The 24,026-nt window shown below is 63.9% G+C and carries 24 protein-coding genes and 1 tRNA gene; 13 read left to right on the top strand and 12 right to left on the bottom strand.

The features are described 5' to 3' along the window. Positions 1–162: 162 nt before the first annotated feature. From mutL to ACQ5ID_RS11135, 3 genes are read right to left on the bottom strand one after another with little or no spacing between them, the layout of a single operon-like run. The gene (mutL, locus tag ACQ5ID_RS11145; RefSeq protein ID WP_429912517.1) at positions 163–2,007 is read right to left on the bottom strand and encodes a DNA mismatch repair endonuclease MutL; all 1,845 of its coding nucleotides are present in this window, start codon (positions 2,005–2,007) and stop codon (positions 163–165) included. Positions 2,008–2,039: 32 nt separating this feature from the next. Then, positions 2,040–2,633 carry a GNAT family N-acetyltransferase gene (locus ACQ5ID_RS11140; RefSeq protein ID WP_429912516.1) on the bottom strand — a complete coding sequence of 198 codons (594 nt, stop codon included), beginning with the start codon at positions 2,631–2,633 and terminating at the stop codon, positions 2,040–2,042. Beyond that, the gene (locus ACQ5ID_RS11135) at positions 2,630–3,406 is read right to left on the bottom strand and encodes a TSUP family transporter (RefSeq protein ID WP_429912514.1); all 777 of its coding nucleotides are present in this window, start codon (positions 3,404–3,406) and stop codon (positions 2,630–2,632) included. The genes ACQ5ID_RS11140 and ACQ5ID_RS11135 overlap by 4 nt, the downstream gene beginning before the upstream one ends. A gap of 68 nt (positions 3,407–3,474) precedes the next feature. Here ACQ5ID_RS11135 and ACQ5ID_RS11130 point away from each other — a divergent pair, with 68 nt between their 5' ends. From ACQ5ID_RS11130 to ACQ5ID_RS11100, 7 genes are all read left to right on the top strand, one after another. Further along, positions 3,475–4,692, top strand: a complete 1,218-nt coding sequence (locus tag ACQ5ID_RS11130; RefSeq protein WP_429912513.1) for an acyl-CoA dehydrogenase family protein — start codon at positions 3,475–3,477, stop codon at positions 4,690–4,692. A gap of 15 nt (positions 4,693–4,707) precedes the next feature. Beyond that, positions 4,708–5,499 (top strand): enoyl-CoA hydratase, encoded by a 792-nt coding sequence (locus ACQ5ID_RS11125; protein WP_429912512.1) that lies wholly within the window; start codon positions 4,708–4,710, stop codon positions 5,497–5,499. Between the two features lie 55 nt (positions 5,500–5,554). Next, complete coding sequence (locus tag ACQ5ID_RS11120) at positions 5,555–6,892, top strand: serine hydrolase domain-containing protein (RefSeq protein WP_429912511.1); 1,338 nt, start codon at positions 5,555–5,557, stop codon at positions 6,890–6,892. Between the two features lie 23 nt (positions 6,893–6,915). Then, positions 6,916–7,833: an aminotransferase class IV gene (locus tag ACQ5ID_RS11115; RefSeq protein WP_429912510.1), complete on the top strand. Its 918-nt coding sequence runs from the start codon at positions 6,916–6,918 to the stop codon at positions 7,831–7,833. An 11-nt stretch (positions 7,834–7,844) separates the two neighbouring features. Then, on the top strand, positions 7,845–8,579 hold the full coding sequence (locus ACQ5ID_RS11110; protein WP_429912509.1) for an HAD family hydrolase: 735 nt from the start codon (positions 7,845–7,847) through the stop codon (positions 8,577–8,579). Between the two features lie 28 nt (positions 8,580–8,607). Then, positions 8,608–8,919: a GNAT family N-acetyltransferase gene (locus ACQ5ID_RS11105; protein ID WP_429912508.1), complete on the top strand. Its 312-nt coding sequence runs from the start codon at positions 8,608–8,610 to the stop codon at positions 8,917–8,919. A 213-nt stretch (positions 8,920–9,132) separates the two neighbouring features. Further along, a complete protein-coding gene (locus tag ACQ5ID_RS11100; protein WP_429912507.1) occupies positions 9,133–10,632 on the top strand; it encodes a UbiD family decarboxylase in 1,500 nt (499 codons plus the stop codon). 402 nt (positions 10,633–11,034) lie between these two features. Here ACQ5ID_RS11100 and ACQ5ID_RS11095 read toward each other — a convergent pair whose 3' ends face one another. From ACQ5ID_RS11095 to ACQ5ID_RS11070, 6 genes are all read right to left on the bottom strand, one after another. Beyond that, positions 11,035–12,378, bottom strand: coding sequence for a dihydrolipoamide acetyltransferase family protein (locus ACQ5ID_RS11095; protein WP_429912506.1), 1,344 nt, complete (start codon positions 12,376–12,378; stop codon positions 11,035–11,037). 2 nt (positions 12,379–12,380) lie between these two features. Beyond that, the gene (locus ACQ5ID_RS11090; RefSeq protein WP_429912505.1) at positions 12,381–13,397 is read right to left on the bottom strand and encodes an alpha-ketoacid dehydrogenase subunit beta; all 1,017 of its coding nucleotides are present in this window, start codon (positions 13,395–13,397) and stop codon (positions 12,381–12,383) included. Positions 13,398–13,400: 3 nt separating this feature from the next. Further along, a complete protein-coding gene (locus ACQ5ID_RS11085) occupies positions 13,401–14,630 on the bottom strand; it encodes a thiamine pyrophosphate-dependent enzyme (protein ID WP_429912504.1) in 1,230 nt (409 codons plus the stop codon). A gap of 173 nt (positions 14,631–14,803) precedes the next feature. Further along, entirely contained in the window at positions 14,804–15,691 is an 888-nt protein-coding gene (gene rfbD / locus ACQ5ID_RS11080; protein ID WP_429912503.1) for a dTDP-4-dehydrorhamnose reductase, read from the bottom strand. A gap of 5 nt (positions 15,692–15,696) precedes the next feature. Then, positions 15,697–16,266, bottom strand: a complete 570-nt coding sequence (gene rfbC, locus ACQ5ID_RS11075) for a dTDP-4-dehydrorhamnose 3,5-epimerase (protein WP_429912502.1) — start codon at positions 16,264–16,266, stop codon at positions 15,697–15,699. 342 nt (positions 16,267–16,608) lie between these two features. Beyond that, positions 16,609–16,695, bottom strand: a tRNA-Leu gene (locus ACQ5ID_RS11070). A 154-nt stretch (positions 16,696–16,849) separates the two neighbouring features. Here ACQ5ID_RS11070 and ACQ5ID_RS11065 point away from each other — a divergent pair. The 5 genes from ACQ5ID_RS11065 (at position 16,850) to ACQ5ID_RS11045 (ending at position 20,105) form a co-directional block, all read left to right on the top strand. Then, on the top strand, positions 16,850–17,578 hold the full coding sequence (locus ACQ5ID_RS11065) for an exopolysaccharide biosynthesis protein (protein WP_429912501.1): 729 nt from the start codon (positions 16,850–16,852) through the stop codon (positions 17,576–17,578). Between the two features lie 59 nt (positions 17,579–17,637). Further along, positions 17,638–18,183: a disulfide bond formation protein B gene (locus ACQ5ID_RS11060; protein ID WP_429912500.1), complete on the top strand. Its 546-nt coding sequence runs from the start codon at positions 17,638–17,640 to the stop codon at positions 18,181–18,183. After that, positions 18,183–18,737 (top strand): demethoxyubiquinone hydroxylase family protein, encoded by a 555-nt coding sequence (locus tag ACQ5ID_RS11055; protein WP_429912499.1) that lies wholly within the window; start codon positions 18,183–18,185, stop codon positions 18,735–18,737. The genes ACQ5ID_RS11060 and ACQ5ID_RS11055 overlap by 1 nt, the downstream gene beginning before the upstream one ends. Positions 18,738–18,845: 108 nt before the next feature. Beyond that, positions 18,846–19,544, top strand: coding sequence for a pirin family protein (locus tag ACQ5ID_RS11050; RefSeq protein WP_429912498.1), 699 nt, complete (start codon positions 18,846–18,848; stop codon positions 19,542–19,544). 336 nt (positions 19,545–19,880) lie between these two features. Continuing rightward, positions 19,881–20,105: a hypothetical protein gene (locus ACQ5ID_RS11045; protein WP_371393886.1), complete on the top strand. Its 225-nt coding sequence runs from the start codon at positions 19,881–19,883 to the stop codon at positions 20,103–20,105. A gap of 12 nt (positions 20,106–20,117) precedes the next feature. On the opposite strand, the gene queE is transcribed toward ACQ5ID_RS11045, so the two are convergent. After that, complete coding sequence (gene queE, locus ACQ5ID_RS11040; protein WP_429912497.1) at positions 20,118–20,747, bottom strand: 7-carboxy-7-deazaguanine synthase; 630 nt, start codon at positions 20,745–20,747, stop codon at positions 20,118–20,120. Further along, positions 20,744–21,472 carry a 7-cyano-7-deazaguanine synthase QueC gene (gene queC, locus ACQ5ID_RS11035; protein ID WP_429912496.1) on the bottom strand — a complete coding sequence of 243 codons (729 nt, stop codon included), beginning with the start codon at positions 21,470–21,472 and terminating at the stop codon, positions 20,744–20,746. Before queC ends, queE begins: the two co-directional genes overlap by 4 nt. 63 nt (positions 21,473–21,535) lie before the next feature. On the opposite strand from queC, the gene cutA reads away from it, so the two are divergent. After that, complete coding sequence (gene cutA / locus ACQ5ID_RS11030) at positions 21,536–21,883, top strand: divalent-cation tolerance protein CutA (RefSeq protein WP_429912495.1); 348 nt, start codon at positions 21,536–21,538, stop codon at positions 21,881–21,883. Positions 21,884–22,148: 265 nt separating this feature from the next. Here the strand turns inward: cutA and ACQ5ID_RS11025 are convergent, their stop codons facing one another. Further along, a complete protein-coding gene (locus ACQ5ID_RS11025; protein ID WP_429912494.1) occupies positions 22,149–23,987 on the bottom strand; it encodes an ATP-binding protein in 1,839 nt (612 codons plus the stop codon). Between the last annotated feature and the right edge of the window lie 39 nt (positions 23,988–24,026).

Here is a 24,026-nt window from a genome sequence, read left to right as displayed (position 1 = left end):
TCGTCATTCCGGGCGGAGCGCGTCAGCGCGCAGACCCGGAACCCAGAAAGCCCCCGTGCTTCGAGACGGCTTCTACGAAGCCTCCTCAGCATGAGGGGCGTGATAGCTGGTAGCCCTCATCCTTGCGGACGCAGTGGCGCTCGAAGGATCGAGGGCCACCCCTCACTTCCGCCCAAACAGCCGCTCAATATCGGAAAGCTTCAACTCGACATAAGTCGGCCGGCCGTGATTGCACTGGCCGGAATGGGGCGTGGCTTCCATCTCGCGCAGGAGCGCGTTCATTTCCTCGCCCGTGAGGCGGCGGCCCGCCCGCACCGAGCCATGGCAGGCCATCGTGCCGACCACTTCTTCCAGCTTCTCTTTCAACGACAACGCCTCGTCATATTCAGCGAGCTCGTCGGCGAGATCACGGATCAGGCCCTGCACATCGAGGCGTTTGAGGAGGGCGGGCGTTTCGCGCACCGCAATCGCGCCGGGGCCGAAGGGTTCGATGACGAGGCCAAGCTCGGCCAGCTCCTCGGCCCGGTCGAGCACGCGGCGCGCCTCGCCCTCGTCCATCTCGACAATCTCCGGCACCAGCAGCGCCTGCCGGGCAACGCCAGTGGAGGCCAACGCCGCCTTCATCCGCTCATAGACGAGGCGCTCATGGGCGGCGTGCTGATCGACGATCACCAGACCGTCCGCCGTCTGCGCGATCACATAGGTCTCATGCAGCTGCGCGCGCGCCGCGCCCAGCGGGAAATCTTCCAGCTCACGGGCTGGCTCGGCCTCAACGCGAGCGGCATAGGCCAAGCCGGAGGGTTCGGCGCGCGGCGCTCCGGCATCGAACTCGTGGGCAGTACGCTCGGCGAGCGAGGCTTCATAGGCGGGCGATACCCGCGCGCCGTATTCACTGCGGGAGGATGCCCAGAGCGAGCCTGTGGGCGCGCTCTGCGGCTGCAGCCTTCCAAGCGTCTGTGCCGCAACCGTAGTGGAAGCACGATGTCCCGCCCCCGCCAGCGCATGGCGCAGCGCGCCGACAATCAGCCCGCGCACCAGGCCTGAATCGCGAAAGCGCACCTCGGCCTTCGCGGGGTGCACGTTCACATCCACCTCATCGGTCGGCAGATCGACATAAAGCGCCACGACCGGATGGCGGTCGCGGGCAAGGAAATCCTGATAGGCACCGCGCACAGCCCCCACCAGCAGCTTGTCGCGCACGGGACGTCCATTGACGAACAGGAACTGGTGCTGGTTCGTGCCGCGATTATAGGTAGGAAGGCTGGCCCAGCCGGTCACGCTGACGCCCTCGCGTACCGTATCGATCGCGAGCGCATTTTCGGCAAAATCCCGGTCGAGCAGGGCGGCAAGGCGGGTGCGGCGCGCTTCGGGCGTGTCCACCATGCCCGGTGCCTGCAAAGCGAGGCGCGAGCGGCCATCAAGACTGAGGAAAAAGCCGACATCAGCTCTGGCGAGCGCAAGGCGCTTCATCACGTCGGTGATGGCCATGCTCTCGGCGCGTTCGGACTTGAGAAATTTCAGGCGCGCAGGGGTAGCGTAGAACAGATCACGCACCTCGATGCGCGTGCCGGTGCGCCCCAGCGGCGGGGCGGGGCGGGGCTCGCCGGTCTTGCCACCTTCCACCTCCAGCGCCCAGCAATCGCCAGAGGCGTCCTGCGTGGTGATGGAGAGCCGCGCGACCGAGCCGATGGAGGGCAGAGCCTCGCCCCGGAAGCCCATGGAGGCGATGTTCAACAGATCATCCGCGCCGTCGGTCCCCACCGGCAGCTTGGAGGTGGCATGGCGCTCCACCGACAGGGCAAGGCTGTCACGATCCATGCCATGGCCGTCATCTTCAACGATCAGACGCGTCAGACCGCCCTGCTCTGCGCGTACATCAATGCGCGTGGCACCGGCGTCCAGCGCATTCTCGACCAGCTCTTTGAGGGCCGAGGCCGGACGCTCGACCACCTCGCCCGCGGCGATGCGATTGACGGTTTCAGGGGTGAGTCGGCGGATAATGGCCATGGGCGGGAAAGTCGGGTCTGGGGCCGGGCCGGTCAAGCCGGAGGGGCAAATGCCTGCAGGCGGCGCTCCAGCCCCTCGCGCACACCAGGCCATTCATCGGGCAGGACAGAGAAATAGACGGTATCGCGCCGGTCGCCAGTCCAGGTGGCATAGTGACTGCGCAGCACGCCCTCGTGCACCGCGCCAAGCCGCGCGATGGCGCGCTGACTGCGCAGATTGCGGCCATGGGTTTTCAGCTCCACGCGCTGCGCGCCTGCCTCAAACGCACGCTCCAACAGGAGGTGCTTGCAGGCGGGGTTGATCGCGCCGCCCCGGACGCTGGCACCATACCAGGTCCAGCCAATTTCCACACGGGCATGGGGCACGCTGATTTCCAGAAACGCGCTATGGCCCACACACATCCCGGACGCCGCGTCGAACACAGCATAGCTGATCTGGGCCGGTCCGGCGCTGGCAGCGAGCATATTGTCGAACCAGGCATCATAATGCGCCCCGTCACCGCGCTGGGTCATGAAGGCCCAGATTTCGCTGTCATCGGCCAGGCTGCGCATCTCCTCGCGGTGGGAATCCTCCAGCGGCTCAAGGCGCACATAGGCGTTTTCCAGTATCGCTGGCTCCAGCCTCATCCCGCCCCTCCATTGAGCAACCACAGTCCTTGCACGAAATAGTACGCTCCTATCCCGGTCACCAGCCGCTTTGTCCAGCGGCGGAACACATCCTCGCTCATCCGGTCGAGCGCTCTGGCGCCCAGCGTCGTGCCGATCACCGAAAGCGGTATCGCCACCGCGATGAGCCAAAACGACCCGCCCTCGCCCGCCGCCAGCGCCGGAGCGATATAGTAAGCGATCTTCACGCCGTGGGCGGCGACCTGGGTCGCGGCCTTGGTGGCGACGATTGAACGCCGGTCAGCCTCGACATTCTGGTAGAAAGTATCGAGCAGCGGCCCCGACACGCCCGCGATCACGTTCAGCCCCGTCACGCTGACCCCGCAGGCGACGCCCTGCCCCGGCTTTGTGGCATCCAGCGCGAAGACCGATTTGGGCAGCCACACAATCAGCGGCACCAGCCCCAGCACGATGAAGAGCCAGGGGCGCGGCAGGATGAGGGTGAAGCTGAGAAGGATGAGCGCGACGGCGGCCGAGCCCACCATGTACCAGCCGATGGATTTCCACAGGATGTAGCGGCGCAGGAGCACGGCCCGCCAGCCATTGGACACGCTCTGCACCGCGCCATGCATCACCATCGCGGCGGGCACCGGCAGGACGGCGGCCAGAACGCCCATCAGGATCAGTCCGCCCGCCATTCCGAAGACAGCCGACAGGAAGGCGGTCGCGAGGACCGCAAAAAGAATGAGGATAGATGTCATGTCACAGATGGAATCAGCGGCGGGAAGTGCCATGATAGTCCGGACAAACGAAATTGCCCCATGACGGGCACACGCGAAAACCGCGAGGGAGGACACCCAAGATGAACTTTGAATACTCGGCACGCTGCAAGGACTATCTGGCCCGTGTACGCGCCTTCATGGACGAGCACGTCTACCCGAACGAGAAGACCTATCACGACCAGCTGGCCGGATTCGGAACCAATCGCTGGCAGGTCCTGCCCATCATCGAGGAGCTGAAAGCCAAGGCGAAGGCGCAAGGGCTGTGGAATCTCTTTCACCCGGACGACAAGCACGGCGCTGGACTTTCCAATGCGGACTATGCGCCGCTGGCAGAGGAGATGGGCCGGGTAGTCTGGGCGAGCGAGGTGTTCAACTGCTCCGCGCCCGATACCGGCAATATGGAAGTGCTCTCGCGCTACGGCACCAAGGAACATCAGGAGACATGGCTGAAACCGCTTCTGGCTGGCGAGATCCGCTCCGCCTTCCTGATGACGGAGCCTGCGGTGGCCTCGTCCGACGCTACCAATATCGAGTGCTCGATCCGTCGCGATGGCGATGAATACGTCATCAATGGCCGCAAATGGTGGAGCTCTGGCGCCGGTGATCCGCGCTGCGCGGTCTATATCGTCATGGGCAAGACCGACCCCGATGCCGAGCTGCACAAGCAGCAATCCATGATCCTGGTGCCTGCCGACGCCAAGGGCGTGAAGGTGCTGCGTCACCTGCCCGTGTTCGGCTATGACGACGCCCCGCACGGCCATATGGAAGTCGAGCTGAAAGACGTGCGCGTGCCTGTCAGCAATATCCTGCTCGGCGAAGGCCGGGGCTTTGAAATCGCGCAAGGCCGCCTCGGGCCGGGCCGCATCCACCACTGCATGCGCACGATTGGCGCGGCAGAGCGGGCGCTGGAACTGATGGTGAAGCGCGCGATGAGCCGCACCGCCTTCGGCAAGCCGGTCATCAAGCACTCGATCTGGGAGCACCGCATCGCGCGTGCGCGCATCGATATCGAGACCTCGCGCCTTCTCACCCTGAAAGCCGCCTGGATGATGGACACGGTCGGCAACAAGGCTGCGCGCGGCGAGATCGCCATGATCAAGGTGGCCGCGCCCATCATGGCGCTTAAAGTCATCGATGACGCCATTCAGGCCCATGGCGGCGGCGGCGTGTCAGACGACTTCCCGCTCGCCTCCTCCTATGCCGGCATCCGCACGCTGCGCATCGCCGACGGGCCGGACGAGGTGCATGAGCGCACCATTGCCCGCCTTGAGATGAAGCGCTGGCTCAACGAAGCCTAGGGTGAGGACCGCTCCATGAATGCTCCAGCAGGCTTTGCCGACATTCTGATCGAGGATCGTGGTGCGGTCCGGGTCATCCGCTTCAACCGGGCGGGCAAGAAGAACGCCATCACCCGCGCCATGTACTCGGCCATGGCCGAAGGGCTGGAGACGTCAGAGACCGACAAGGCCATCCGCGTGGTGGTGCTGGCCGGGACAGAAGGCGTCTTCACCGCCGGCAATGATCTGATGGACTTCATGGAGGCCCCGCCCACCATTGGCGGGGGCGATATGCCGCCCGTGGAGCGCTTCATGCGCGCTCTGCTGGGTGCCTCAAAGCCGGTCATTGCCTGCGTGGACGGGCTGGCCATCGGCATTGGCGTGACCCTGCTCCTGCATTGTGATCTTGCCTATGCGTCCGACAGGGCGACGTTCAAGACGCCGTTTGTGGATCTGGCCCTGGTGCCGGAGTTCGGCTCCAGCGCGGTCCTGCCGGGCATTGTGGGGCGCGTAGTGGCGTCAGAACTTCTCCTGCTCGGCGAAACTTGGGACGCGAACCGCGCCGAGGCGAAAAACCTCGTCAATGGTGTCTTCCCGGCAGCTGATCTCGAAAGCCAAGTGATGAAGCGCGCCGAAGCGCTGGCGGCAAAAGCCCCCAACGCGGTGAAAAAGTCCAAGGCGCTGATGACCAAGGGCGTCGAGAGCGTCTACACGCTGATGGCCGAGGAAGGCGCAGAGTTCGCCGCCCAGCTGGCTTCTGAGGAGTTCAAGGAAGCGGTAACCGCCTTCCTCGAACGCCGCGCGCCAGACTTTTCGCGGTTCGGCTGAGGCGTGCAGGCCGCCGGGCCGTGGCGGTGGCGAGTGACGACCCCGGGGGGATTGGATGAAACGGATAATTGCCGGTATTGCCGGTGTAATCATCGCTGCCAGCATTGGCGGTTGGTTCTACATATCCGGCTCGCCGATCGGCCAGATCTATGTGCCGTCAGGCACTGGCATCACCGCCAAGCAGATATGCTCGCTGACCTTCGTGTCGGGCCTCGAGCCTGAGCGCGCCAGAGCGCTCTATACCGATCCCATTCTGGGCGATGCCCGCTCACTGCTTCAAGTTCGCATCGACCATGAGAGGGAAATGGTCACGGCCTCGGCGCTTGGCATCGCGTTCCGGCAGACCGCCATCCACCGCGAAGGGCTGGGCTGCACGCTGGTCCACGATCCGCGCGCGTTTGACCCCGGCCTGTCCCTGCCGCTGAGCAGGCAAGCTGACCTTATGACGCTGGATGCAGGCTGGCGCGACACCCATTTCGACGCCGGAGCACTGGACGCGGCACTTGACCTTGCCTTCACCGATGACGGGCGCAACACGCTGGCAGCTTTGGTGCTGCATGACGGGCGGCTGGTCGCGGAACGCTATGCACAAGGCGTCACAGCCGAAACGCCGTTGCCCGGATGGTCGATGTCCAAATCGTTTGCGGCGACGCTGGCGGGCGTGCTGGTCCAGCGCGGCCTGCTGAACGTGCATGCAGAAGGGCTGGTTCCGGACCTGGCCGCGAATGGCCGCGGGGCCATCACCGTTGACCAGCTCCTGCGGATGACGGCCGGACTGGACGGATTTGAAACCGGAGATGGGTTTGATCCCAACTCGCAAATGCTGTTCACACAGGCGAACATGGCGCACTACGCCGCCAACCGGAACGTGATCCATGCGCCCGGCGAACACTGGGATTATCAGAGCGGCAACACCATCCTCGCCGGGTCCGCACTAGCGGGGCATCTGGGCGACACGGTGCCAGAACGGCAGGCCACGCTCAGGGACTGGCTGCTTGATCCGCTGGGCATGCACCATTCGGTGGTGGAGATCGATGAAGCCGGAACGCTCCAAATGTCCAGCTATATATATGCCAGCGCCCGCGACTGGGCACGCCTTGCGCAGCTCTATCTCGATGGCGGGCAGGCACCGGATGGGACGCAAATCATTCCGGCTGACTGGATCAACTATGTCACAACCCCGACGGCCCACTCCCGTGGGCGATACGGAGCCGGCTTCTGGCTGAACAATCCCGGCCTGCCGGGTGACGCCTTCATGATGGACGGCTTCCAGTCGCAGCGCACCGTCATCATTCCCTCTGATGAGCTGGTGATCGTGCGGCTGGGCGCCACAAACGGTATCAACGAAGACACACCGAGCTTCGTCAACGCGGTAATCGCCGCGCGGCGCTGAGTTTTAGCGATTTTGGATGAGACATGACCAATACCAGCAAGGGCACACACGAATACGTGGATGATCCGCGCAATGCGGACATCCTCATTTCGGTCAATGGGGAGTTGTTCCCGCGCGAGAAAGCCGTCGTTTCGGTCTTCGATTCCGGTTTCATACTGGGCGATGGCGTGTGGGAGGGCCTGCGCGTCCATCATGGCCGTATCGTCTTCCTGGACCGGCATCTGGAGCGGCTCTACGAGGGTGCCAAGGCCATCGACATGGATATCGGCATCTCGCCTGATGCGCTGGAAAAGCGGCTCTACGAGACGCTGGAAGCCAACGCCATGCATGACGGCGTGCATATCCGCCTGATGGTCACGCGCGGGCTGAAGCGCACGCCCTATCAGGACCCGCGGGTGAATATCGGCCCGGCCACCATCGTCATCATCCCCGAATACAAGAACCCGAAACCCGAAGCGGCCACGCGCGGGATGAATCTCTTCACCGTGCATGTGCGCCGTGGATACCCGGACGTGCAGGACCAGAAGCTCAATTCCCACTCCAAGCTGAACTGCATCACGGCCTGCATACAGGCCGCCAAGGCCGGCGCGGACGAGGCCCTGATGCTGGACCCGCACGGCTTTGTCGCCACCTGCAACTCGACCCATTTCTTCATCGTGAGGAAGGGCGAGGTGTGGACCTCGACCGGCGAGTATTGCATCCCCGGCATTACGCGCGGCGTGGTCATCGAGCTGTGCCAGGAGGTAGGCATACCCGTCTTTGAAAAGCGCTTCTCGCTGACCGATGTCTATGGCGCGCAGGAAGCCTTCGTGACCGGTACATTTGCCGGCATTGCCCCGGTTTCGAGCGTGGACGGAAGAATTTTAACCACGGAACGCGGACCGATGGTGGAACGCCTGCAAAAACTGTATCTTGCCCGGATCGCACGCGAGAGCACATAAGGCCGCTCCCCATGAAAACCATCCGCATCTGCCTGTGGTCAGGCCCGCGCAACATCTCCACCGCGATGATGCGCAGCTTTGAAAACCGGGCAGATTGCGAAGTGTGGGACGAGCCGTTCTACGGCTTTTATCTCGACTGCACCGGGCTGAACCATCCCGGCCGCGAGGCGGTGCTGGAACTGTGGCCGACCGATCCGAAGAAAATCGCCGCGCGCTGCGCCGGATCAGCGCCCGAAGGTTCGCCCCTCTTCTTCCAGAAACATATGTGCCAGCACATGCTGGACGAGGTGGACCTGACCTGGACGGCCCGCTGCCGGCATATCTTCCTGATCCGCGATCCTGCCGATGTGGCCGCCAGCTTCAACGCGACCATGGGCGAGGTGCGCCCCGAAGACCTTGGCGCCGTGCGCCAGCACGCGCTCTATGAGGTGATTGCCGCCAATACCGGAAAGCACTGGCCGGTCATTGAAGGCGCGGACGTGCTGGCTGATCCGCGCGGCATGCTGACCGCGCTCTGCGCCGCGCTGGATATCCCGTTCGACGAAGCCATGCTGACCTGGCCGGAAGGGCGGCGCGCCAGTGACGGGCCGTGGGCGCCGCACTGGTACAGCCGTGTGGAGGCATCAACAGGCTTTGAAGCGCCCGCGCCTTCGGGCCATCCACGGCCCGCCACGCTTCAGGGCGTGATAGACGCCTGCCTGCCCGCCTATCAGACACTCAAAGAGCTGAAGCTGACCCCCGCCTGACACTGTTCACAACACGCTGGAGCGCGCCATGACCGACAAGCCGGACTATACGATCACTAGGGAAGTTTCCGGCTCAAAGGGCCGCTATGTGGCGCGCGCGCCGGGACTGCCGGACGCGGAGATGACATTCTCCATCCTCAACCCGCAAATGATCATCATCGATCATACGGGCGTGCCCGATGAATGGCGCGGCAAGGGGGTGGGCAAGGCGCTGGTGGAGCGTGGTGTCCTGGATGCCCGCGCAGAGGGTGTGCGCATCGTGCCGCTCTGCCCGTTTGCGAAAGCGCAGATAGAGCGCCATCCCGAATGGCAGGACGTGCTGGGTGGCAAGGCGAAATAGCGATTACCGCACCCCCAAACAGAAACGGGCCGGCGGTGGGGGGTGCCGGCCCGCTCCTTCAAGGAGTCGCACCGAAAGGGGGTATCGGTACGTCCATGAGTGAAACGCGCCGCACGTTTACGCTCCGTTACACATCTTGCGCACATGGCCGCACTGGCAGGCGCGGCTGCCGGCGCTATAACCCGTTATCGGCTATAAGGCAGGACGGCAGGTATGGCGTACAAATCCCTTCGCGAATTCATGGCTCTGCTGGAGGCGGAAGGCGATCTCAAACGCGTCGCCGCCCCGGTCTCCACCCATCTGGAGATGACGGAGATCCAGACCCGCCTGCTCGCCAGGGGCGGCCCGGCAGTCCTCTTTGAAAATCCTGTGCATGAAGATGGCCGGGCAAGCGAAATGCCCGCCCTGGTCAATCTCTTCGGCACGGTGGAGCGCGTCGCGCGCGCTGTCACCATGGGCGGCGAACCCCGCCGTACGGCGGCAGACTTGCGCGAGGTCGGCGAGCTGCTGGCCTTCCTGCGCCAGCCTGAACCGCCGCGCGGGCTTCGCGACGCCATGGACCTCCTGCCGCTCGCCAAGACCGTGATGGCGATGCGCCCCGGCACGGTGAAGAAGGCGCCGTGTCAGGAAGTGGTGCTGACCGGCGACGACATTGATCTCGATCGCCTGCCCATTCAGGGCTGCTGGCCCGGCGAGCCTGCGCCGCTGATCACATGGCCGCTCGTCGTCACCAAGGGCCCGTCAGAGGACAAGCAGGACGACTATAATCTCGGCATCTACCGGATGCAGAAGCTGTCAAAGAACCGCACGCTGATGCGCTGGCTGAAACATCGCGGCGGCGCGCAGCATTATCAGCGCTGGAAGGGCGCGCGCCCCGATCCCCTGCCCGCCGCCGCCGTGATCGGCGCTGATCCGGGGACGATCCTGGCTGCCGTCACGCCGGTGCCGGACACGCTTTCCGAATATCAGTTTGCGGGGCTCCTGAGAGGCCGCAAGGCCGAGCTGGTCGAATGCAAGACGGTGCCGCTGAAAGTGCCGGCCGAGGCCGAGATCGTCATTGAGGGTCATGTCCTGCTGGATGAGGACGGGCCGGAAGGCCCCTATGGCGACCATACCGGCTATTACAACTCGGTGGAGCGCTTCCCCGTGTTCGAGATCAGCGCCATCACCATGCGCTCTGACCCGATCTACCTCACCACTTTCACGGGCCGCCCGCCCGACGAGCCGAGCGTGCTCGGCGAGGCGCTCAACGAGGTCTTCATCCCGCTCATCCGCCAGCAATTTCCAGAGATCATCGATTTCTGGCTGCCGCCCGAAGGGTGCAGCTACCGCATCGCCGTCATCTCGATGAAGAAAGCCTATCCCGGCCACGCCAAGCGCGTGATGCTGGGCGCGTGGTCGTATCTTCGCCAGTTCATGTACACCAAATGGGTGATCGTGGTGGATGACGACATCAATGCGCGCGACTGGAAGGATGTGATGTGGGCCATGTCCACGCGCATGGACCCGGCCCGCGACTGCACCATCATCGAACACACGCCGATTGATTATCTCGACTTCGCCTCGCCCGTCTCCGGCCTCGGCTCCAAGATCGGGCTCGATGCCACGAACAAGTGGGAAGGCGAGACGAACCGCGAATGGGGCGAAAAGCTCTTCATGGAGCAGGAGATCATCGACAAGGTAGACGCGATGTGGGGGGAGTTGGGGCTTTAGTTTCCCGCCTCGCTCTAATCTCGCGTTTCACCGGGGTGGGCCGGTACCCAGAATAAGAGTGGACCCCGGCTCGGGGGCCGGGGACCCGGTTGTGTTACCGTTACGATAATTCTGACAGCTTCAACGCCGACCTCTCAACCGGGTTCCCGGGCTTGACCCGGGATCCATTTTTCAGCCCTCATCGCGCTGTCATGGCCCGCACTGCCCTTCCCCCTTCGTCATTCCGGAAAGCGCGTAAGCGCTTATCCGGAACCCAGCCGGCGCGCAGCGCCTAGAAGCGCGACCGCGCGCCCGCAGCTTTAGCGAGGAGCGACGCACGGATGTGCGGAGCATCAAAAAAGAACCTGGGTTCCGGGTGTCGCTAACGCTCCCCCGGAATGACGATGTTGGAGAGGCGTCACCTCACATGAACAGGGTCGCCGGGTTTTCCAGATAGCCTTTGAGCGCCTGCACCAGCAAAGCGGCCTCATAGCCATCGACGATACGGTGATCGAAGCTGGAGGAGAGGTTCATGATCTTCCTCGGCACCACGCGGCCCGCCTCGTCATAGCGCGGCAGGGTCTGCATCTTGTTCACGCCGATAATCGCCGTCTCCGGCAGGTTGATGACCGGCGTCGTCACGATGCCGCCAATCGCGCCCAGAGACGTGATTGTGATGGTGGAGCCGGAAAGCTCCTCCTTGGTGGCCTTGCCATCGCGGCAGGCATCGGCCAGGCGCTTCACCTCGTCTGCGATCTGCCAGATATCCAGCGCCTCGGCATGGCGGATCACCGGCACCATCAGCCCGTTGGGCGTGGCCGTGGCGATGCCGCAGTGGACGCCCTCATACTTGGTCAGCACCGACTCTTCGGTGTCGAAATGGGCGTTCGCCTGTGGGAATTGCGGCAAAGCGCGCGTCATCGCGGCAACGAGGAAGGGGATGAGGGTCAGCTTGGGCTGGCCATCCTTGCGGGTCGCATTGAGGTGCGCACGCAAATCTTCCAGCGCCGTCAGATCGATCTCGTCCACATAGGTGATGTGGGGGATGGTGCGTTTCGACGCGGCCATGTTCTGCGCGATCTTGCGGCGCAGGCCGATGACCTTTTCTTCGCTCACACCCTTGCGGGGGGCGCGTGACGGGCCGGAAGCCGAGCCGCCAGCCTTGGAGGCGAGACGCCCGCCAGAGGCGATAAAATCATCCATGTCGGCATGGGTGATCCGCCCGGCAGGGCCGGTGCCCGGCACGGCAGAAAGGTCAATATCGGCCTCCAGAGCGCGCTGACGCACGGCGGGGCTGGCCAGCGGGCGCTCGCCGGACGCGCGGGCGGGGGCGGCAGAGCTTTTGGGTGCCGGAGCAGCCGGCTTTGCCGGAGGCACCGCCTGCTTGCCGCCCGCGGGGTCTTCGCTCTTGTCTGCGGTCCGGTCCGGCCCTTCGGCCAGCGCCTTGCCCTTTTCCGGATCGGCAGCAGGCTTCGCCTCTTCTTTCACTTCCGGCGTGGGCGCTTCCTCCTCGGTGGGAGGCGAACCGTCGATCTCGATGACGAGGATTTCGGTGCCCACGGGGAGCACGTCGCCCGGCGCGCCAACAATCTTCTTCACCACGCCATTGACCGCGCAGGGGATTTCCACTGTCGCCTTGTCGGTCATCACGTCGAGGATGTGCTGGTCCTCGGTGACCTTGTCACCTTCCTTGATGTGCCATTCGACGATCTCGGCCTCGACCACGCCTTCGCCGACATCGGGCAGCTTGTACTTGTATTCGCTCATGGCTAGCGTGCCTCCGTGACCGTCTGCAGCGCGCGGATAAAGCGCGCCTGACCGGGGAAATAGGCCCATTCATGGGCGTGGGGATAGGGCGTGTCCCAGCCCGTCAGGCGGAAAATCGGCGCTTCGAGCGCATAGAAGCATTCTTCCTGAATCTGCGCGGCCAGCTCCGCCCCGAAACCGGACGTGCGCGGTGCCTCATGGGCCACCACCACCCGGCCCGTCTTGTTCACCGAGGCGACAATCGTCTCGATATCATAGGGGGCGAGGGTTTTCAGATCGATGATTTCCGCGTCAATGCCTGCCTTTTCAGCCGCATTGACCGCAACATGGACCAGCGTGCCATAGGTGATGACGGTGCAGGCTTCGCCCTCGCGCACGATTTCGGCCTTGCCGAGTTCGACGCGGTAATGGCCTTCGGGAACCTCGCCCTTGGGGTGCCTGGCCCAGCTGGACAGCGGAGCATCCGGCACGCCGTCAAACGGGCCGTTATAAATGCGCTTCGGCTCAAAGAAGATGACCGGGTCATCGCCCTCGCTGGCCGCGATCAGCATACCCTTGGCATCGTACGGGTTGGACGGCACCACCACTTTCACGCCCGGCACATGGGTGAAGAAGGCTTCAGGGCTCATGGAGTGCGTCTGCCCGCCCCGGATACCGCCGCCCCAGGGCGAACGCACCACGACCGGCGAGACGAACTCTCCGGCAGAGCGATAGCGCAGACGGCTCATCTCCGAGACGATCTGGTCAAAGGCCGGGAAGATATAGTCCGCGAACTGGATTTCCGCGATGGGTTTGAGGCCCTTGGCCGCCATACCGATGGCCATGGCGGCAATAGCCGCTTCGTTGATCGGCGCGTCAAAAACGCGGTCCAGGCCATATTTCTTCTGCAGGCCTTGCGTGGCTCCGAAAACGCCGCCGAAATAACCGGAATCTTCGCCGAAAATGACGGTCTCGGGGTGCTTGTCGAGCAGCACGTCCATGGCCGAATTGAGGGCCTGCAGCATGTTCATCGCTGGCATCGGTTACACCCCCAAGTCTTGCCGCTGACGGCGCAGGCGCCAGTCTTCGGTCGCGTAGACATCTTCAAAGATGGTGTGGGTCGGAGAGAGCGGGCCATCGTGCAGCGTGCCGTGGCTTTCCGCTTCCTTGTAGGATTTCACCACCAGCGCGGTCATCTGCTCTTCCAGCTTCGCGTGGCGTTCCTCATCCCACTCGCCAAGCCCGATCAGATGGTTTTTCAGCCTCTCAATCGGATCACCCAGCGGCCAGACCTCGAATTCGTTCTTCGGGCGGTAGCGGGCCGGATCATCCGAGGTGGAGTGCGCATCGGCGCGGTAGGTGAAAAGCTCGATGAAGGTCGCCCCGCCGCCTTTGCGCGCGCGGTCGGCAGCCCATTTGGTGGCCGCATAGATGGCCAGGAAATCATTGCCGTCAACGCGCAGCGAAGCCAGGCCATAGCCTAGCCCCTTGGAAGCAAAGGTCGCCGCATCGCCCTTGGCAATCCCCTCATAGGTGGAGATGGCCCACTGATTATTGACCACGTTCAGGATCACCGGCGCGCGATAGGTGGAGGCCAGCGTCATCGCCGCGTGGAAGTCCGGCGCGGCCGTTGTGCCATCACCGATCCAGCTGGCGGCAATCGTGTCCTCGCCCTTGTAGGCGCAGCCCATCGCATAGCCGACGGCTTGGGGAAACTGCGTACCCAGATTGCCGGAGATGGAGAAGAAATTGCCTTCCGCCCAAGTGTAGTGCACGGGCAGCTGGCGGCCTTTGAGATTATCGCGGCTGTTGGAGATGCAGTGGCACATCATGTCCACGATATTGCGCCCGCGCGCGAACAGAATGCCCTGCTGGCGGTAGGACGGGAACACCATGTCGGACTTGTTCAGCGCCATCGCGCCAGCCACGGCCACCGCCTCCTCGCCCAGCGACTTCATGTAGAAGCTCATCTTGCCCTGGCGCTGGAGCTTGAGCATGCGCGCGTCATAGATGCGCGTCAGCACCATGTGGGAGAGGCCCTCGCGCAGGATTTCGGGAGACAGGCGCGGATCCCACTCACCCACGGCCTGATGATTGTGATCGAGCACACCGATCATGCCGAAAGCCAGATCGGTCATCTTCACCGGAGCGGTCAGCGGATCGGGGCGTTTGGCCTCGCCCGCCTTTTGCAGGTCGAGATGGGAGAAGTCGGGCGCGTCGCCAGGCCGGAAGGGCGGGGCGGGCACATGGAAGCGTGATTGGCCGTTTGACATGAACTTTGTCCGTACCTTTTCGCCTTGTACCATAAGGGTTTTCGCGCATTTGCATGCGTCGGGGGGCGGGTTAGCGGCACGCGGCGGGTTTGTCTACATGCACCGCAGGTGCGAAGGGCATGCTGCAGGCGCGAAATACGCTGGCGCCACAAGAACATTCGCGCATATTCGCGCTATTTCTCTGATATGAGAATTTTTTGCACTATTTCGCCGAGTGACGCCTCCCAGCCAGCGGGGCGCGTACCGAACTCTGCCTCGAACCGGCTGGAATCCAGCCGGGAATTGGCCGGGCGCGGCGCAGGCGTGGGATACTCGGCACTGGTGATGCGGGTCACCGCCGGACGGCGGCCCCAGTGCGGCGCAGCACGGTCAAAGGTCGCATCGGCAAACCCGGCCCAGCTCGTCTCGCCCTCTCCGGCGAGGTGATAGACGCCGCCAGCCCTGCCTCCCTCTGCCATCGCCCGCGCCGCCACCAGCAGGCAGCGCGCCAGTTCATGCGCGGCGGTCGGGCATCCATGCTGATCGTCCACCACGCGCAGCTCATCACGATCAGCACCGAGGTGCAGCATGGTCTTCACGAAGTTCTGGCCGTGCGCGGAATATACCCATGAAGTGCGCGCGATCAGGCTGCGGCCACCAGCATCCAGAACGGCATGCTCGCCTGCCAGCTTGGAGCGGCCATAAGCACTTTGCGGAGCGGCGGGATCGGTTTCCACATAGGGGCCGGGCTTGGAGCCATCAAACACATAGTCGGTGGAGACATGGATAAACGGCACGCCCCGCCCGGCGCACAAGGCGGCCAGCCTGCCCGGCGTTTCGGCGTTGATGGTATGGGCCAGCGCCTCCTCGCTCTCGGCGCGGTCAACGGCCGTATAGGCCGCCGCATTGATGACGGCGTCTGCGGGCAGGTGCTCGCCAAGCGCTGTGGCACAGGCCAGAGGATCAGCAAAGTCCGCCATGTCGCGGCCCAGAGCCATCGCATCCCAGCCTTGCCCGGGTGCCTGTGCGACAAGCTCGCGGGCCAGCTGGCCGGTACGGCCAAGGATGAGAAGGCGAAGCATCGCCCCTAACTGCCCTGCCACACGAAGGGCGAGGTGAAGTCACGCCAGAGCGGGGCAGCGGCGTCCTTCTCCGACAGGATCGCGCGCGCCGCTGGCAGGCCCCAGTCTATGGCGAGATCAGGATCGTCAAAGCGCACCGCGCCATCGCTCGCTCTGTCGTAATGGGCATCGACCTTGTACTGGACGTGGCACTCATCCTCCAGCGTCATGAAGCCGTGCAGGAAGCCGGCCGGCACGAAGAGCTGCAGGCCATTCTCCGCGCTCAGCTCTGCCTTGAAGTGCTGGCCGTAGCTGGGAGAGCCACGTCGCGCATCCACCGCCACATCCATCACCCGGCCCTGAGAGACGCGGACCAGCTTGGCCTGCGCAAAGGGCGGGGCCTGATAGTGCAGCCCCCTCACCGTCCCGGCCTTCACCGAGCGGGAATGATTGTCCTGCACAAAGCGCGTATCAATGCCGATAGCGGCGAAGGCACGCGCATTCCAGCTCTCGGTGAAATAGCCGCGCTCATCCTCGAACCGGCGCGCGCGCACCAGCTTCACGCCATCAAGGGCCTCTGCGACCAGTTCAACCATGAGCGGGTGCAACTCCATTGCAATCCGCTCACCCATACAGGGCTGCGCCGTGCAGGGGCAAGGCGCGAGGCGTCCCGCCCCTCGTTTCCCCGACGAAAGTCGGGGCTCAGTCCTTTTCTGGGTCCCGGCTTGCGCCGGGAGAACGCAGCTACACCCGGAATGACGACAGAAGGCAGTGGAAAAGCAATCTGGATCCCCCGTCGGGGCGGGGGACCCCGGAGGATAGGTCAGTGGTGAAGCTGGAGAAATGACGCAATCGGCTACACAGCCGGGGTCTCCCGCACCGACGGGAGACCCAGCTTTTCTTGATGCGCAGCGCATCCGCGTTGCGGAAACCAAGAGTGGTACGGGCGGCCGGAATCGAACCGGCAAGGCCTTGCGGCCGGCGGATTTTGAGTCCGCTGCGTCTACCAATTCCGCCACGCCCGCAGCCTGACTGGTAACGGGGTTCTAATAGGCGAGGCATGGCTTCACGTCGAGTGGGAATGGGCAGGCAGGGCCTGCGCTGGACGCAATGCGCCCGCCATGCCAAACAGCGCGTCTATCCTTGTTCCAGCCCCTCCCGCCCCGAAGGCCGTTACCCATGGAAAACACGGCGCACGACACCGGCATGATCTCCCGTCTGGAGGCGATAGCGGCAGATGCGCCTGAAGAGGGGCTGACGCTGGGTGAGCTGACCGGAAGGCTCGGCGAGCAGGCGTTTGGTGTGGTGCTGTTCGTGCTGGCCGTGCCGGTCTGCATGCCTTTCCTCTATGGCATCCCCCAGATCGTCGCCCTGCCCATGCTGGCGATCTGTGCGCAGCTGGCTCTGGGGCGCGATTCGCTCTGGCTGCCAGAGCGCTTCGCCGCGCGGCGCCTCTCCAGGGACGATCTGGTGAATACCGCCAGAGGCGCAAAGAAATGGTTTGGCTGGATTGAGCATTTCGCCGCGCCGCGCCTTGCCTTCCTGTCCGGGACACTCGCCCACCGGATTGCGGGCGCGATGTTCTGCCTGTTCTGCCTCTCCATTCTTGTGCCCCTGCCCCTCACCAATTCCGCACCCGGTGTCGCGCTGGCGCTGGCCGCTCTTGGCCTCATCAACCGGGACGGACTGCTGGTGCTGGGGGGCGTGATCATCGGAACGGGCTGGATCATCATCCTCTATGGCGGTCTGATCATCCTCGGCCCGGCCTTTATCGAGCTGCTGATCGACCTGCTCCGCCGTGCGCTTGATGAGGGGGTGTGGGCGATTGTCCTGCTGGGTATGCTCGGCCTTGCCGCACTGACAGCCATCGTCATCTGGCGGCGCAGGCAGACACGCACAAAGCCCTGACCGGCCCTGCGGCAGTTCTGCCTCTCGCCGGGCATCGGCAAAGCGCCTAGAGTGAACCCATGAGCCTGTTTGCGCCCCTGCCCGCTCCGCTGCGTATTGCGCTGGAGCCGCGAAACTGGCCGCTGATCGCGGCGGGTGTTTCGCTTGCCCTGCTGGCAGGTGCTTTCGCGTTTGAATATATCGGCGGGCTGCTGCCTTGCCCGATGTGCGTGACCCAGCGCTGGGCGCACGCCGCCATCGCAGGCGCGGGCATCACCGTGTTTCTCGCGCTGCGCGCCTTGCCGCTGCCAGATCTGTCAGCACGCCTCGGCGTCGGGCTGGTCGGCGTGCTCAGCCTCGTCAGCGCGTGGCATGCGCTCCATCATGTTCTGGTGGAGTATGAGATCCTTGACCTGCCGCCCTCATGCGTGGGCGTTTCCAGCGGACCAGTCAGCCTGGCCCAGATGGAGGCCCTGTTCGACAGCGCGCGCACCATTCCGCAATGCAATGAGGTGGTCTGGTCGCTGTTCGGTGTATCCATGGCGGGCTGGAACGCGATTGCATCGCTCGGCCTTGCCGCAATCTCATTTCTTGTCCTGATAAACGCCATGAGGAGGCCCCGCTAATGGCTATCCGGCGCCCCGGACCCGCCCGCAATGCAGACGCCATCGCCCGGATGATCCGTATCGACCATGCGGGCGAATATGGCGCGGTCCACATCTATCGCGGCCAGCGCGCCGTGTTTGGCCGCCTGCCCTCCAAGACCCGCATTGCGCGCCAGCTGGAACATATGGAAGCCGACGAGCAGGCCCATCTCGACGCCTTTGACGACTATATCGCCGAACGCGGCGTGCGCCCGACGGCGCTCAGCCCGGTCTGGCGGCTCGCCGGTTTCGGTCTTGGCGTTGCCACCGCCCTGATGGGCGAGAAGGCCGCCCACGCCTGCACAGAGGCCGTGGAAAGCGTGATCGAGGGCCATTACGGCGAGCAGGTCAAAGAGCTCGAAGCCATGGGCGAAACCGGGCTCGCCGCCGATTTTGCCCGCTACCAGGAAGAAGAAGTCGCCCACAAGAATCTCGCCGTGGAAGAAGGCGCACACGACACGCCGGGCTATCCCTTGCTGTCCGCGCTCATCAAGACCGGCTGCCGGATCGCCATCAAGGTGACAGAGCGCATCTGATCATTTCCAACCCGGCAACACTGAGCAGCCATTCGGCATGATTATGCCGCGCGGCCGATTGCCTACATTTCCGGTCAACGTTCAAGGGCTCAACAAGGAGGTCTTGCCATGATCGTGAAACGCGAATTTTCCAGCCTTGGCGGCTTTTCCAACACCTGGCTCAATGCCCGTCACCATTTCAGTTTCGGCCACTACTATGACCCCAACCGGATGGGCTGGGGTGCCTTGCGAGTCTGGAATGATGACGCCATCCGGGCGGGCACGGGCTTTGATCCCCACCCCCACTCGGACATGGAAATCATCACCTATGTGCGCGACGGGGCCGTCACCCATATGGACAGCCTTGGCAATGAAGGCCGCACGGTGGCCGGTGATGTGCAGGTGATGAGCGCAGGCTCTGGTATCCGCCACGCGGAGTATAACCGCGAGGATGAAATCACCCGCATCTTCCAGATCTGGATCATGCCCGATCAGCGCGGCGGTGAGCCGTACTGGAATGCGCGCGAATTTCCCAAGGATAGTCGCGCGGGCGAGCTGGTCGTGCTGGCTTCCGGCATTGAAGGCGACAATGACGCCCTGCCGATCCGCGCCAATGCCCGCGTGCTGGGCGCAACCGTGAAGGCCGGTGACAGCATCGAGTACAGGCTGGCCGACGGCCGTCACGCCTATCTGGTGCCTGCCAAGGGCAAGGTCGAGGTGAATGGCGTGACGCTTGATGCCCGTGATGGAGCGGCGATCAAGGACGAGCCGGTCATCACCATCACTGCTCTGGAGGAATCCGAAGTCGTGATGGTCGATAGCTTGTAGTTCAGATGGCGGAGGTATCCTCCCCCGTTTACGGGGGAGGTGCCTTCGAAGAAGGCGGAGGGGGGAGCCGGGACCTGAACTCCAGACATGTTTCCAGTGTTGTCATCCTCCGGTCGCGAAGCGATCCGGGGGACCCATGCCTCAGATCTCCCGCTTGATCATCGCTCTCAGGCATGGGTGGCCCGGATAAACCGGGCCATGACAGGATTTAAGCTTTGTGAAATTTCTGCCCGGTTCCCCCGCGCGTAACGCTGCAAAACACCTCCTGTGCAATACACCATACTTCGCTAACCATTTGGGAGCAGGATCAGGGCTGACCAGTCCAAAGGATGCTCCATGCCCCGCTCCACAAACTGCACACCGCGCCTGCTGGCTCTCGCCGCAGGCTTGAGCCTTCTCATGCTGCCGGGCTGTCTGGCGGCAGCGGCCACCGGCGCTGTTGTCGGCGCTGCCGGGGCGACCATTGGCGTTGCAGGCGATATCGCGGAAGGGGCGGTCGATACCGTGACGACCAGCGACGAGGAAGAAGAGCGTCGTAACCGCAGACGCGAACGCGACTAGGTCGTCCCTCCCCTAATCCACCCCGATCCATTTATGGGTCTGGAGAGAGAGACTCCATTGCGGGTGGGCGAGGCAGTACTCAAAAGCAGCTTTCGCGTTTTCCATCTGCTGCGGCCCGTCCATGGGCTGCAGGCGGAACGCGCTGAAATTCAGCCCCTCGAACAATTCCGGCATGGCGTCTGCCTGCGGATAGACCAGCTTCAGCTCGTCGCCTGAAACCTGTTTCAGCGGCGCGGTGGATTTGGGGCTGACACAGATCCAGTCGAGGCCATCAGGTGCCTCGACAGTGCCATTGGTCTCCACCGCGATCTCGAAGCCCTCGGCCTTCAGGGCCGCAATCGCGGCCTCATCCAGCTGCAATAGCGGTTCACCGCCCGTGCACACCACCAAGGGCTTCCCGCCGCCTGGCCAGAAGCCTTTCACATGAGCGGCAAGGCTCTCAGCGCTGGCAAACTTGCCGCCGCCCGGACCATCTGTTCCGACAAAATCGGTATCACAGAACTGGCAGACGGCCTTCGCGCGGTCGCGCTCCAGCCCGCTCCACAGATTGCAGCCGGCAAAGCGCAGGAACACGGCCACGCGGCCCGCCTGCCCGCCCTCGCCCTGCACCGTCAGGAAGGTTTCCTTGACCGCATAGCTCATAGGCCTGCCCATTCCTTCCAGCCGGCCGCGCGCAGCTCGCACGCCGGGCAGGTGCCGCAGCCATAGCCCCAGTCGTGGCGATGCTCGCGGTCGCCCATATAGCAGGTGTGGGAATGCTCCACGATCAGGTCGACAAGCGGTTTGCCGCCCAGCGTCTCCGCCAGCTCCCAGGTCTCACCCTTGGTCAGGAACATGAGCGGCGTATCGATCGTCACCGGCATGTCCAGACCCAGCGAAAGCGCGCGCTCCTGGGCTTTCAGCGTGTCTTCGCGGCAATCTGGATAGCCGGAATAATCGGTCTGGCACATCCCGCCCACCAGCACATCCAGCCCGCGCCGCCAGGCATGGGCTGCCGCCATGACCAGAAACACCAGATTGCGCCCCGGCACGAAGCTGGTCGGCAGGCCGCTTTCGCCCATCTCGATCACGCGCTCATAGGTCAGCGCGCTTTCAGCCAGCTGGCCATAGCCGGAAATGTCCACCGTCACATCGCCGCCAAGCCTTGCCGCCCATTCCGGCTGCAGCGCGGTCATCGCCTCGCGCACGGTCAGCCGGGCCTCCATCTCCACGCGGTGGCGCTGGCCATAGTCAAAGCCGATGGTCTCCACGCGCGGATAATGCGTCAGCGCATGGGCCAGACACACAGCCGAATCCTGCCCGCCCGAAAACAGGACGAGCGCGCCTTTCGCGCCGTGTGCAGCCGCTTTGCTTGCCTGGACAGCCATGATCTAACCTCTGTGCTATCCGCTATATCCGGGCAGATGGCCCCGACTGCAAGAGAGGCAGCCATGACAACACACAGTGATGCCACTGCCGATGGCGTGGTTGTGCTCTACACCACCTGGCCAGACGGTGCCGGCGCAGAGACCGCCGCGCACACATTGCTGGATGAAAGACTGATCGCGTGCGCGAACATCTTCCCCGCCGGGCGGTCTGTCTTCCGCTGGGAGGGGGAGGTGCGGACGGAGGCCGAAACCGTAGCGCTGTTCAAGACGTCAAAGGCGCGCGCGGGAGCTGCCCGCACGCGCCTGACTGAACTTCACCCCTATGACGAACCGTGCATTCTGGCCCTGCCCGCAGACACGGACTTCAGCGCCGCTGGCTTCGTCCAGTGGGTCGTATCAGAAACCCGCTAGGGCCTGTACTCATAAAGGGTTTGGAGCGTGATATGCGCGAAAATCGTTCAATATCAGGAGCAGGCCCGACGGAAGGGCTGTCCCCTTTCGAGGGGCTGCGACGCAAGAGTGGGCGATTTTCGCCATACTCCTGCGGAGCGCGGCGGATTTCGTCACTGACCGCGTCGAGCCGTCCTTGTGGAGGGATGCTCCACGGCGGGCGTCTCTCCTTGTCAGCAACCAAATCCGCTACGCGTCACGCCCGAAACCTTTATGAGTACAGGCCCTAGGCCGTCCGGCGCAGATAGGCGATAGCCGACGGATCCTCGGCCAGCGCCTCCTCCAGAGCCTGCAGGAGAGGTTCCGAGGTCACCGGCGCGCGTACCAGCACCTCGCCGCCGGCGCGCTGTACGGGCGTCTGAAGGCCCGGCGCGAGGCGTACAATCGGGGTAAGCGAAGCGGTCGAGGCCAGCATGCGGATATCCTGCAGCGCGTCCTCCGGCTCGATATTGCCAAGATTCATGCCCAGGATGATGCAATCATAGGCTGACGCACCCAGACCTTCGATCATTTCACTGATGCTGGTGGCGCAGCTGACCACACAGTTGAAGGATTTGAGATACCCCAGCAGAACCGCGCGGCGGGCCGGATCAGCTTCGCACACCAGCATGCGCAGGCGGCGATTGGCAAAGGCGAGGCGCTCATCGCCGATCCGGCCAGGCCGGTTGGCTGTGCGCACAGGCACCTCATACCAGAAGATGGAACCGGGATTCCCCGGCGTATAGCCCACCTCGCCGCCCATCATCGCGGCGATGCGCTTGGCAAGGTGCAAGGAAAGCCCAGTGCCGCCGCCAGAGCCGGGCTTGGCCGCCTTTTCGGCGAACACGTCAAACAGTCCGGCGCGATGGCCCTCAAGCACGCCGCGGCCAGTATCGCTGACGGCGATCCGCAGGCGGCTGGTGCCATCATTGCCCGGTTCCGAAACACTGAAGGTAACGCACACTTCACCGGACTGGGTGAAACGCACCGCATTGGCAACGAAGATTTCGGCCATCTGCACAAGCCTGTCCTGATCGCCGCGCAGGTGCAGTTTTTCGTCGATATTCATCTCGACGCGGAAATCCAGCCCCTTGGGCGCCGCGCGCTTGGTGCCGAAACGCTCCAGGCGCTCACGCAGGCGCTCGGCCGGAAAGTCATCCAGACGCAGCTCAAAACTGCCTGCCTCAATGCGCGATACATCCAGAATTTCAGCCACCAGCCCGGCAAGGGCATCCCCGGACTCCGCTATGCGAGCAACCATGCGCCGGGCATCAGGAGACAGGGCGGCATCTTGCAGCATCTGCGTCTGGGCAAGAATGGAGTTGAGCGGCGCGCCGAGCTCATGGCTCATATTGGCCAGCATGGCGGCCTTGTGGCGGGCTTCGCCTTCGGCAGCGCCTGCCGCGGCCTCGTGACGCTCGGCAAGACGGGCCAGCGCCTCGCGCTGCGCCTCGGCATCCTGGCGCGCCTCTTCCAGATCAGCGGTCGCCTCGACGGTCTCGACCAGGCTCTTGCGATAGGTTGCCGCCAGCCGTGTTGTCACCACGAAGAACAGGAGTGTCATGCCCGCCAGGACAAACCCTGTCATGGACGCAAACGACGCATACCACAGCGCCGCCAGCGACAGGCAGGGTATGTTATAGGCCAGCACGACGCGCGGCTCGGCCGCCGATGTCATGGCAGCACCCGCTGACATGCCCGAAATCATTACCGCTACTGCCAGCACGGCGCCCATGGGCGCATCAGAAGGCAGCAGAAAGCCAGCCCCGCCCCAGAGCGCACCGACAAAGCCGGTGCAGATCATATAGCAGGTCATCTGGCCAGGCGTCGGCACGGCACCCGATTTGCGGGCGCGGTGTAGTGACAACAGGCGCAGGACCGAGGCAACAACCATCGCGGCGACCCAGGCCGCCAGAAGCGGCAGGGGAGCCGACCCGTAGAGCATGGCGCCCACGCCCGCAGCGCCGATGATATTCATCGGCACAGCCTGCTTGGCGCTGCTGGTTATCAGAAGACGCGCGGCTTCACGTACGCGCTGCGCAGTCTCTTGCTCACGCGCAATTGCGCGCGCCTCGGCAAACCCCATATCACACCCTCCAGCCGCTTTTTTCTGCGGTTCTGAAGC

Source organism: Glycocaulis sp. (genome assembly GCF_050485565.1).
In the GTDB taxonomy this organism is placed as follows: domain Bacteria; phylum Pseudomonadota; class Alphaproteobacteria; order Caulobacterales; family Maricaulaceae; genus Glycocaulis.
The sequence above is the reverse complement of the archived record's forward strand: the minus strand, read 5'-3'. Positions and strand labels throughout refer to the sequence as shown.

Excerpts from the sequence above, each read along its gene's own strand:
- ACQ5ID_RS11105 (WP_429912508.1), top strand. The coding sequence starts at position 8,608 with ATGACCGACAAGCCGGACTATACGATCACTAGGGAAGTTTCCGGCTCA.
- ACQ5ID_RS11095 (WP_429912506.1), bottom strand. The coding sequence starts at position 12,378 with ATGAGCGAATACAAGTACAAGCTGCCCGATGTCGGCGAAGGCGTGGTC.
- ACQ5ID_RS11060 (WP_429912500.1), top strand. The coding sequence starts at position 17,638 with ATGAGCCTGTTTGCGCCCCTGCCCGCTCCGCTGCGTATTGCGCTGGAG.
- rfbC (WP_429912502.1), bottom strand. The coding sequence starts at position 16,266 with ATGGTTGAACTGGTCGCAGAGGCCCTTGATGGCGTGAAGCTGGTGCGC.
- ACQ5ID_RS11055 (WP_429912499.1), top strand. The coding sequence starts at position 18,183 with ATGGCTATCCGGCGCCCCGGACCCGCCCGCAATGCAGACGCCATCGCC.
- ACQ5ID_RS11130 (WP_429912513.1), top strand. The coding sequence starts at position 3,475 with ATGAACTTTGAATACTCGGCACGCTGCAAGGACTATCTGGCCCGTGTA.
- ACQ5ID_RS11100 (WP_429912507.1), top strand. The coding sequence starts at position 9,133 with ATGGCGTACAAATCCCTTCGCGAATTCATGGCTCTGCTGGAGGCGGAA.
- ACQ5ID_RS11085 (WP_429912504.1), bottom strand. The coding sequence starts at position 14,630 with ATGTCAAACGGCCAATCACGCTTCCATGTGCCCGCCCCGCCCTTCCGG.
- mutL (WP_429912517.1), bottom strand. The coding sequence starts at position 2,007 with ATGGCCATTATCCGCCGACTCACCCCTGAAACCGTCAATCGCATCGCC.
- ACQ5ID_RS11110 (WP_429912509.1), top strand. The coding sequence starts at position 7,845 with ATGAAAACCATCCGCATCTGCCTGTGGTCAGGCCCGCGCAACATCTCC.
- queE (WP_429912497.1), bottom strand. The coding sequence starts at position 20,747 with ATGAGCTATGCGGTCAAGGAAACCTTCCTGACGGTGCAGGGCGAGGGC.
- queC (WP_429912496.1), bottom strand. The coding sequence starts at position 21,472 with ATGGCTGTCCAGGCAAGCAAAGCGGCTGCACACGGCGCGAAAGGCGCG.
- cutA (WP_429912495.1), top strand. The coding sequence starts at position 21,536 with ATGACAACACACAGTGATGCCACTGCCGATGGCGTGGTTGTGCTCTAC.
- ACQ5ID_RS11125 (WP_429912512.1), top strand. The coding sequence starts at position 4,708 with ATGAATGCTCCAGCAGGCTTTGCCGACATTCTGATCGAGGATCGTGGT.
- ACQ5ID_RS11120 (WP_429912511.1), top strand. The coding sequence starts at position 5,555 with ATGAAACGGATAATTGCCGGTATTGCCGGTGTAATCATCGCTGCCAGC.
- ACQ5ID_RS11050 (WP_429912498.1), top strand. The coding sequence starts at position 18,846 with ATGATCGTGAAACGCGAATTTTCCAGCCTTGGCGGCTTTTCCAACACC.
- ACQ5ID_RS11090 (WP_429912505.1), bottom strand. The coding sequence starts at position 13,397 with ATGCCAGCGATGAACATGCTGCAGGCCCTCAATTCGGCCATGGACGTG.
- ACQ5ID_RS11135 (WP_429912514.1), bottom strand. The coding sequence starts at position 3,406 with ATGGCACTTCCCGCCGCTGATTCCATCTGTGACATGACATCTATCCTC.
- rfbD (WP_429912503.1), bottom strand. The coding sequence starts at position 15,691 with ATGCTTCGCCTTCTCATCCTTGGCCGTACCGGCCAGCTGGCCCGCGAG.
- ACQ5ID_RS11025 (WP_429912494.1), bottom strand. The coding sequence starts at position 23,987 with ATGGGGTTTGCCGAGGCGCGCGCAATTGCGCGTGAGCAAGAGACTGCG.
- ACQ5ID_RS11140 (WP_429912516.1), bottom strand. The coding sequence starts at position 2,633 with ATGAGGCTGGAGCCAGCGATACTGGAAAACGCCTATGTGCGCCTTGAG.
- ACQ5ID_RS11045 (WP_371393886.1), top strand. The coding sequence starts at position 19,881 with ATGCCCCGCTCCACAAACTGCACACCGCGCCTGCTGGCTCTCGCCGCA.
- ACQ5ID_RS11115 (WP_429912510.1), top strand. The coding sequence starts at position 6,916 with ATGACCAATACCAGCAAGGGCACACACGAATACGTGGATGATCCGCGC.
- ACQ5ID_RS11065 (WP_429912501.1), top strand. The coding sequence starts at position 16,850 with ATGGAAAACACGGCGCACGACACCGGCATGATCTCCCGTCTGGAGGCG.